This window comes from Thermoflexus sp. (genome assembly GCF_025055495.1).
Lineage (GTDB): Bacteria > Chloroflexota > Anaerolineae > Thermoflexales > Thermoflexaceae > Thermoflexus.
This window is the reverse complement of sequence record NZ_JANWXB010000295.1, coordinates 1-7,027: the sequence shown is the minus strand read 5'-3', so window position 1 is coordinate 7,027 and position 7,027 is coordinate 1. Positions and strand designations below refer to the sequence as shown.

General features: G+C 64.7%; 4 protein-coding genes and 1 pseudogene. 1 reads left to right on the top strand and 4 read right to left on the bottom strand.

Going from position 1 to position 7,027, the window contains the following annotated elements; all coding sequences use genetic code 11:
* The 4 genes and pseudogenes from NZM16_RS09390 to NZM16_RS09375 all read right to left on the bottom strand — a co-directional run.
* Positions 1 to 543 (bottom strand): annotated as a pseudogene (locus tag NZM16_RS09390) (ammonium transporter); the annotation flags it as partial.
* Positions 544 to 1,537: 994 nt separating this feature from the next.
* The gene (locus NZM16_RS09385; protein WP_295451914.1) at positions 1,538 to 2,887 is read right to left on the bottom strand and encodes a glutamine synthetase family protein; all 1,350 of its coding nucleotides are present in this window, start codon (positions 2,885 to 2,887) and stop codon (positions 1,538 to 1,540) included.
* Positions 2,838 to 4,475, bottom strand: coding sequence for a helix-turn-helix domain-containing protein (locus NZM16_RS09380; protein WP_295480099.1), 1,638 nt, complete (start codon positions 4,473 to 4,475; stop codon positions 2,838 to 2,840). Before NZM16_RS09380 ends, NZM16_RS09385 begins: the two co-directional genes overlap by 50 nt.
* A 173-nt stretch (positions 4,476 to 4,648) precedes the next feature.
* Positions 4,649 to 5,353, bottom strand: coding sequence for a hypothetical protein (locus NZM16_RS09375; RefSeq protein ID WP_295480097.1), 705 nt, complete (start codon positions 5,351 to 5,353; stop codon positions 4,649 to 4,651).
* Between the two features lie 610 nt (positions 5,354 to 5,963).
* Between NZM16_RS09375 and NZM16_RS09370 the strand changes: the two genes are divergently transcribed.
* Positions 5,964 to 7,027 (top strand): PAS domain-containing protein (locus tag NZM16_RS09370; RefSeq protein ID WP_295480096.1); only part of this gene is annotated, 1,064 nt, incomplete at its 3' end.

Here is a 7,027-nt window from a genome sequence, read left to right as displayed (position 1 = left end):
CAGCGCGGAGACGAGGAAGCTATAAGCCAGGTAGGCAGTGGTCTTGGTCCGCTCTGCCATGGCTCCGGAGACGATGGTGGCCGCTGTGGCGGCGAAGACCATCTGGAAGAACCAGAGCAACGCGGTCTGATCGTCGTAGGCCGACCCGCCCAGGAAGAAACCGGAGAGGCCGATCCAGGGCGTGCCGCGCTCCAGGCCCGGTGCCAGCCCGGATCCGCCGAACATCAAAGCGAAGCCGAAGGCCCAGAAGGCCAGCCCCCCGATCAGAACATCCATGAGGTTCTTGGTCAGCACGGCCACCACATTCTTCGAGCGAGTGAAGCCGGCCTCCACCATCGCGAACCCGGCCTGCATGAAGAAGACCAGGAAGGCCGCGATCAGGGTCCAGGCGAAGTTCACCGCACGGCCGAGCTCCTCCCGCACCGCCTCCGCTGTCCCCGATTCCGGCGATGGGCCCTGGGCCAGCGCCAGGCCATGGGTCAACGCCAAAGCCAGCGCTAACAACCCTCCCGTCACCATCAACCGTGGGATCCCACCACGCATCATTCATACCTCCCTATCAGAGGATTTCTTCAACCTTCTCCTTGCCGGGGTGCTGAAAGCCGCACAAGAAGGAGGCGGAAGTTCATTCCCCAGCCTCCCCCATCCTGATCGATCGCCTCCCCAACGGAAGCCGCGCTTCCATAAAACAATAGCCGTAGCAACAACGGGGCGAGCAGGGTGGTTCCCACAACCATTAAGATCAAGGCGGTATAAAGCTGAGAGGGGTCTCCATCAGCCGTGCGAAGATAAAGAAAACCGAGGAGTGTTTCACCCGTGACGGATCGCGCCCTCGATTTTGGAGGGATTTTTAAAATCCTCCCCCGCTGAGGTCTGAGGGGCTTCATCGAGAGAAGATAAGGGAGAGGGGGCCATGGCTGCCGCCCATCCTCCCTCCGTCCGCAGTGAGACACTCCCAGAAACCATTCCGGTTCTTTCCCGTATGGCCCTTTAGGCCAGCCGAAGAAGGAGTCTTGCATGAACTTGGCCTGATTGTAAAAAGCCGGGGGACATAAGACTACAGGTGGAGGAACCAAAAATCGGGGATTTTGCTTTGGGCCATGCGCACAAATTATCCCCACGATGGGAACGCGGGAGGCCCTTGTCAGGGGATAAAGGACCCGTGATGAGGACAATTATGAGATGAGGGGCAACCTCGAGGGATGGTATAAAACCCGGGGCAACTCCCTATGGTTGCCCATGGGGGGCAACCACAGGGAGTTGCCCCTACAAAATGATATGGCCCACCGCGCGTTTCGTAGGGGCGGGCCCCTGTGACCGCCCCAGTCCCCCGTGCCTGCCCCAATTGTGGGGCGACCACAGGGGTCGCCCGAATAGGGCAACCACAGGGGGTTGCCCCTACGAAAACGATCCGGCGCGTCGTGCATTTTGTAGGGGCAGGCCCCTGTGCCTGCCCCAGGCCCCCGTGCCTGCCCCAGGCCCCCGTGCCTGCCCCGATTGGGGGGCAACCACAGGGGTCGCCCCTACATACCGCGCGTTAATACACCTGGAAATAGCGTTCGATCTCCCAGGCGCTCACGTGACGGCAGTAAGCGGCCCACTCGAGCCGTTTGGCTTCCAGGAACCGCTCGGCTGCGAGCGGGCCGAGGGCCTCCTGGAGGACTTCATCGGCCTCCAGGGCCTCCAGGGCCTCCCCCAGGGTGGTGGGCAACCGTTGGATCCCCCGGGCCTCCAGCTCCGCCGCCTCCATCGGGACCAGTTCCTCCTCCACCGGCGGCGGGAGCGGCAACCGCCGTTCGATCCCATCCAACCCGGCGGCCAGCATCACCGCGAAGGCCAGATAGGGGTTGCACGCGGGGTCCAGGCTCCGGAGCTCGATGCGAGTGGATTGATAGCGCCCCGGTTTAATGGCCGGGATCCGGATAAGGGCCGAACGGTTGATGCGGGCCCAGCTGACATATGGCGGAGCCTCAAACCCGCCCAGAAGACGCTTGTAGGAGTTCACCAGGGGGCAGAGCACCGCGCACATCCCCCGGGCGTGGGCGATCTGTCCGGCTAAGAAAGCCTTGGCCAGCGGCGAGAGCCCATAATCGTCCTCGGGGTCCGCGAAGGCGTTCCCTCCATCCTCCACGCGGAGCAGGCTCTGATGCGTATGCATCCCGGAGCCCGCCCTTCCCTCCATCGGCTTGGGCATGAAGGTGGCGTGGAGGCCGTGGGCCTGCGCCACATGCTTGATCACCAGCCGCGCCGTGACGATATAGTCCGCCATCCGCAGGGCATCGGCCGGCTGGAAATTGATCTCGTGCTGGCCCGGTGAGATCTCATGGTGGCCCGGCCCGGCCGGGATCCCGAGCGCCCGCAGGGTATCCACCATCTCGCAGCGAACCTGATGGGCGAGATCGGTGGCCAGATCGAAGTAGCCGATGGCATCGGGAGGGGTGGGGGCGAAGGAGGCACCCCCATCGGCCTGGAAAAGATAAAACTCCAGCTCCGGGCTCACCACGTAGGTATACCCCATCCGGGCCGCCCGCTCCATCCCCCGCGCCAGCACCGACCGCGGATCGCCCGCGAAGGGCTCGCCCCGCCGATTGACCACCCAGCAGATCACATGGGCCGTCGTCCCCTGCCCCCGGGTCCAAGGTAGAACCGTGAACGTGCTCAAATCCGGCTTCAGGTAAAGATCTGACTCCGCTACCCGCGCGAATCCCTCGATCGCCGATCCGTCAAACCACTTCCCTGTCTCAATCGCCTCCGGGAGATCCTCCAGAGGAATGGTCACCCCCTTCGGCGTCCCCAGGATGTCCGTGAAGCGGAGGATGACGAACCGGACACCGGCGTTACGGGCCTCCTCCAGCACGCGGGTCGGATCCACTGCCTGGCCGTTCATGGGACCTCCTCAGGATCGGTCGGATTTTCAAGGCCAGCTGCAACCGGAAGCAATCCTCCCATCGCCGCAGATCCATTCCGGTGATCTCCTGGATCCGCCGCAGACGGTAGGCCAGGGAATTTCGATGCAGAAAGAGACGCTCCGCCGTCCGTTGCAGGTTTCCATCGCAAGCGAAAAAGGCCTCCAACGTGGGGATCAGCTCCGCGCGATGTTCCAGATCGTAACGCTCCAGAGGCCCCAGGGTCTGATTGTAGAATTCCTCCAGCGCTTCGCTTTCCCGCAGCGGGTAGAGTAAACGATAGACGTCAAGGCGCTGATACGCCAGGGCGCGATCCCCTCCCAGCAGGGCCTCCACCATCTGAAGGGATTGAACCGCCTCCCGGAAGGAACGGGACAGGCCGGCAGGGCCGGCATAAACGCCACCCACCCCGGCGGCCAGACGGCTCAGCCCCAGGGCGCGAGCCAGTTCCACCCGCAGGCCTTCCACCACTGCCTCCAGGTCGGCCTCCCCACCGGGGGGCGGGAATACGAAGGCGACCCCCTCGGCCATCGGCTGGATCCGGCATCGAGGGAAGCGGGCCGTCAAGCGCCGGATCGCCTCCGCCAGGCGCTCGGCGTTCTCTTCCGCATCGGGGGCTCGAAACACCGCCACCGCCATCGGCTCTTCCAGCGGCTCGTTCAGGATGCGGGCCCGACGGCGCGCCTCCGCTTCCGGGAGCTCCCCCCGCAGCACCTGGGCCAGGAACTCCCCACGCACCCGGGCTTCCGCCGACCACAACGACCGCTCTCGGAGCAACACCAACGCGCAGGCCGCCGTCGCCTGGGCGACTGCAAAGCGATCCCGCTCGGTGATCTTGGGGGAAGGGCTCAGCAAGCAAACCACACCGATAGGGCGTCGATCCAGAAGCACGGCCCCGGCGAGGCAAACCCGGCCCTCGGCATCGGGCCCGAAGAGGGCCACCGGGGGCTCCGCCTCCTCGCGCAGAGGCAAGCGTCGGAGCCAGGCCCGGCGCTCCGCCTGGCCTGGAGAAGATTGGGGAGGCGATGGAAGATCCGGCCACGGCGCTCCCTGCGCATCCTCCATCCAGGCGCTCTTCCCGGTGACCTCCGCCAGGGCGCGCAGGATCGCGGGCAGCCCCTCGCCGGCCAGGGCCGCCTGCTGGAATCGACGCTGAAGCTCCCGTTCGATCTCATAGAGGGCCTCGCGTCGGGCGGTGATGAACCGGGCGATCTGATTCGCCAGATCCGCCAAGCTGGTGCCTTCCGGCAGGGCAAGCAATGGAAGGCCGGCCTCGTCCGCCAACGGCCCCCAGGGTTCCGGGACCGGGCCGACGACGGCCAGCCCGGCGGCTTCGCGCTCCAGGGCGAGCTCGAGGAGAACAGAGAAGGAAAGCGGGGGCTCACGCATCGAGAGGAGATCCACAGAGAAGAGGAGGAGATCCCCTCGCTGGATGGCCGTCCGCGCAGGGATCGTCCGGAGCAGGGTCGCCCACGTCACCTCGCGATCGAGCCCGCTTCCGCCACCGACCACGCGGGTTCCCGGTGGCAACATCGAGTCCAGTAGCTCCCTCAGCAACACGCCTCGCATACATAATGCTCTCATCTCGGGAAGGCGGGCAGCTTCGCCGTCCGCTCTGCCGCCTCATTTTAATTCTACAGCCCCGGGGCCGTTGGGGCGGAAGGAACCATCCGCCGGGGGCCAGGAAAGCCGTCTCATGAACTATTTCCCCAGCAGCCCTTCGGGCCGCAGGAAGAACGCATTCATCGCGGAGAAGCGTCGAACAAGGCGCGCTCCACCCCATCCCATGCCGCCTCCAGAGGATCCACGGCGAGGCTTTCCCCGGCCAGACGTCGGCGAGCCGCCTCGCGCTCCAGAGGGATCAGCTTCTCCCGTGCCTCCTGAAGCATCTCCGACAGCAACGCCCGGACCCTTGCTGGATCCTCGTGGAGAAAACGCTCCGAACGGGCGAAGGCATCGGCGTAATCGAAAGCGCCCCGGAAGAACTCCTCCAGCCGGGCTTCCAGAACGGGCAGATCCTCAGGGGATCGAACCTGGCCTATGAAAGCGCAAAGATCTTCGCCGGATACCAGACCCGCGCATCCGATTTCCTCTTCGGCAGGTGGTCGCCACGCGGCAACAGCCGCTCGCAGCAAAGCCCATTCCTGGGAAAGATAATACCGGGCCCAGCGCTGGGGCTCTCCCCCTGCGTTCGGATGAGGAAGCGGAAACACGGTGCTGCGAAACGAAAGAGAGGCCTCCTGAAACCGCTGAGGGATGGCGTCGAAGGCGACCCGCAAACGCTCCCGACGGCTCTCATCCGTGGATTCCGACAACGCAAGGATGATCGCAGCCGCAGCCTGCTCCGGTCGCTGGGCATAACCGCCCAGGATGCTGGCCACATAGGGCGCGTCGATCCCCAGCGCCTCCTTCCGTCGCGCCGCCTCCTCTATCACTCGTTCGGTCAAAGGGGGATGCAAAGCCCGTAAGCACGCCCTCGCCCCTGAACCGGCGCTGGCGCATGCCAGCGCCTGGGGCGCCCAACTGGACCAGGCGGCAGGGAACGATTCGCTCCAAATTTGCTGGAAGGGAAGTTCCGCAAAAGGAGAGGCAGGGGAAGAGGACGTCGAGGAGAGACGACATCCGATGATCGCCAGGAAGAAGATCCAGGCTGCGATCGATCGCTTCTTAAGCCTTATCCTGCCCATGTAACGCTGAAGATCGCAAGGGATACGGAAAAGAAAGGGAAGACGCCGATCCCGCTCTTCGCCCAATCCAGCGTGGGGTATCCCTTCCACAACCCCTGGCTCGATCAAACCGCTCCTCATCACGCGCGGACTCATGGCGAGGGCCTCCGGCCGGGCGTCTGCCCGCTTCAGGCTTGATTTTTCCCATAATATCCGACAATATTCTTAGCGCAACCGGGATGCTGGAACTCGGACGAACCGATCGATTCCCCATGTAGGGGAATTTGATAGCAGACATCTCCAAAAATCGGGGAACCCAGCCTCTGGGAACCAGGACGCCGCCGAAAGGGGCATCCCGGCCCTCGGACCCTTCCAAGAGAAGGAGGCTCCGATGCAACCCTGGGCTTATCCGGTGGATCTCTCGAAGATCCGAGCCCGCTGGCAACAGTTCGTCACCGACCGACGGCTGGATCCCGCCCTGGATCCCCTGGTCGCCGCTTCGTGGGCACGTTGCTTTCCACGGTTGAATCCCCTTGCTCCCCCCGCCCTTCCCTGCCTGGATGAACAGACCCTGGAGCGCGTGCGGCTGGCCCTTTTTGATCTGATCGCCACCGCTCGTCCTCTGATGGAGGATCTTCACCAGTTCACGGAGGGCTCTGGCCTGGCGATCGCGCTCCTGGATGGCGCCGCCTGTGTCCTGGATGTCCTGGGGGATCCAGGGATCGTCCGCGCTGTCGAGGCCGTTGGGCTTCGGCCCGGAGTTTATTGGGGGGAAGGCCATGTGGGCACCAATGCCTTCGCCCTCGCCCTCCTGGAACGAACTCCAGCGCAGGTGGTGGGCGCGGAACACTTTGTCGCCCTCTATCATGCCTGGGTCACCACCGCCGCCCCGATCTATGGTCTGGACGGGCAACCCCTGGGGGCGATTGGGATCATGGCGCCCGCGGAACGGGCTCAGCCCGACACCCTGGGGATGGTGATGGCGGCCGCTCGGGCCATCGAGAATCAGTTACAGGCAGAGGCGAACCTGCGGGAGAACCACCAACTGCTGGCGGAGCTCCAGGCGATCCTGGAAGCCATCGATCAGGTGGTCCTGGTTCTGAACGCTCAGGGACATGTGATCCGCCTGAACCGAACAGCCACCCGGGTGCTGGGTCTGGATCCCTCCGGGATCCTGGGACGTCCGTTGACCGATCACATCCGATTGCCTCCCAGCTTCCAGGAAGCCCTCTCCGATCCCCAGGCCCATCGGGAAGCCGAAGGCGCGCTGATCGTTGACGGCGCCCCCTTAGAAGGATGGTTGGGGCTGCACGCGGTGACCGAAGGGCGGCGGCGTCTGGGGTTTGTCCTGACGTTCCGGCGGAGCGAGCAGGTGCACCGGATGGTGGCGCGGCTGGTCGGCGCCCAGGCGATGATGACCCTGGCGGACATCCCGGGCCGCTCCCGCGCGATCCA

Bases quoted from the DNA above. Each gene is read 5' to 3' on its own strand.
- NZM16_RS09385 (WP_295451914.1), bottom strand. From the start codon at position 2,887: ATGAACGGCCAGGCAGTGGATCCGACCCGCGTGCTGGAGGAGGCCCGT.
- NZM16_RS09380 (WP_295480099.1), bottom strand. From the start codon at position 4,475: ATGCGAGGCGTGTTGCTGAGGGAGCTACTGGACTCGATGTTGCCACCG.